The sequence below is a fragment of the Hydrogenophaga intermedia genome, from assembly GCF_000723405.1.
In the GTDB taxonomy this organism is placed as follows: domain Bacteria; phylum Pseudomonadota; class Gammaproteobacteria; order Burkholderiales; family Burkholderiaceae_C; genus Hydrogenophaga; species Hydrogenophaga intermedia.
The window spans coordinates 1-1,140 of sequence record NZ_CCAE010000118.1; the positions used below are offsets into that span (position 1 = coordinate 1).

General features: G+C 70.5%; 1 pseudogene. It reads right to left on the reverse strand.

What is annotated here, in order from left to right:
- Positions 1–1,140 (reverse strand): annotated as a pseudogene (locus BN948_RS25385) (S-layer family protein); the annotation flags it as partial.

Below are 1,140 nucleotides of genomic sequence, written 5' to 3' on the forward strand. Positions count from 1 at the left end.
CGGGGCACCAGCGCGGTTTGCGTGCTCCCGTCCGGCAGGGTCACTTCCTGCGCTTCGAGCCAGACGATGTCGCTGGTGAGTGCGGCCACCTGCTCGGCCGTGAGGGTGATGCCCGGCCTGAGCTGATGGGCCTGGGCGAAGGTGGCGCCGGCCTGCAGCAGGGCCAGGTACTGGGCGTCGTCGCTGGTGTAGTCACCCAGGAAGCGCTGGCCGGTGAGTTGGGCGATCTGCTCGCGTACGAGCCGCTGTTCGAGGAAGCCGTCGCCCAGGCGTTTCTGGAGGGTGTTGGGGTCCAGGGCCAGCAGGGCAAGCTGGGCGCCGGCGTCGGTCCAGCGGCGCTGCTGGGTGAAGTTCGGATCGGTCTGGAAGAGCACGCCAGACGCCGGGTCGGCCACGGGTTGGAAGAGAGCACTGCCCAGGTTCACCGAGGGCTCTGTAGGCGCATCGGGGGCGTGCTCGCGCGCGCTGGCCACGCTCAGGGTGACGTCGTACTCGCTGGTGCCGCTGTAGGGCGCGTACTCGTGGCGGCGGTCGTCGTTGCACGCCCAGCAGTCTTCCTCGAAGTAGGAATAGACGGCCTGGCCGCTGAGCTCGCTGCGCGCGAGCACCTTGGCGTCGCGGTTGTCCAGGGTGGTGCCCAGCACCGTGAGGGCGCCACCGGCGAGGATCTGGCTCTTGTCGTTGATGGCCTCGCCGGCCTGAACGCGCAGATCACCGCCGGAGACGATCTGGCCGGGCTCGCTGTGCAGCACGCGCGGTTCGTGGCGGGTCTCGCTGGCGTCGATGACGGTCCAGTCGCGCAGGGTGCGCGCGGCCACGCTGGCGTTGTAGGCCTCGATCTTGACGTCCAGGGCGTCCTGGCGCGCGCTCTTGTGGGTGGCGTACTGCGCGCTCTGCTCGAGCCAGGCCTGGTGGGCTTGCTGCTCGGTGGGGGTGCACACGGCGAACTCGGCGGCGCAGTCGGTGCCCGCGAAGCTGGGGGCCGGCCCAGGTGGAGCCACGCCCAGGCGGGCCCAGATGGGGTGTTCGCTGGCGTAGGTGTCGACCGTGACGCTGGGCTGGTTGCAGTCGTGGCAGAGCACCTGCAGGTGGCGGCTGAGTTCGAGCTGGAAGCCGCGGGTGCCACCGCTGGCCGGCACG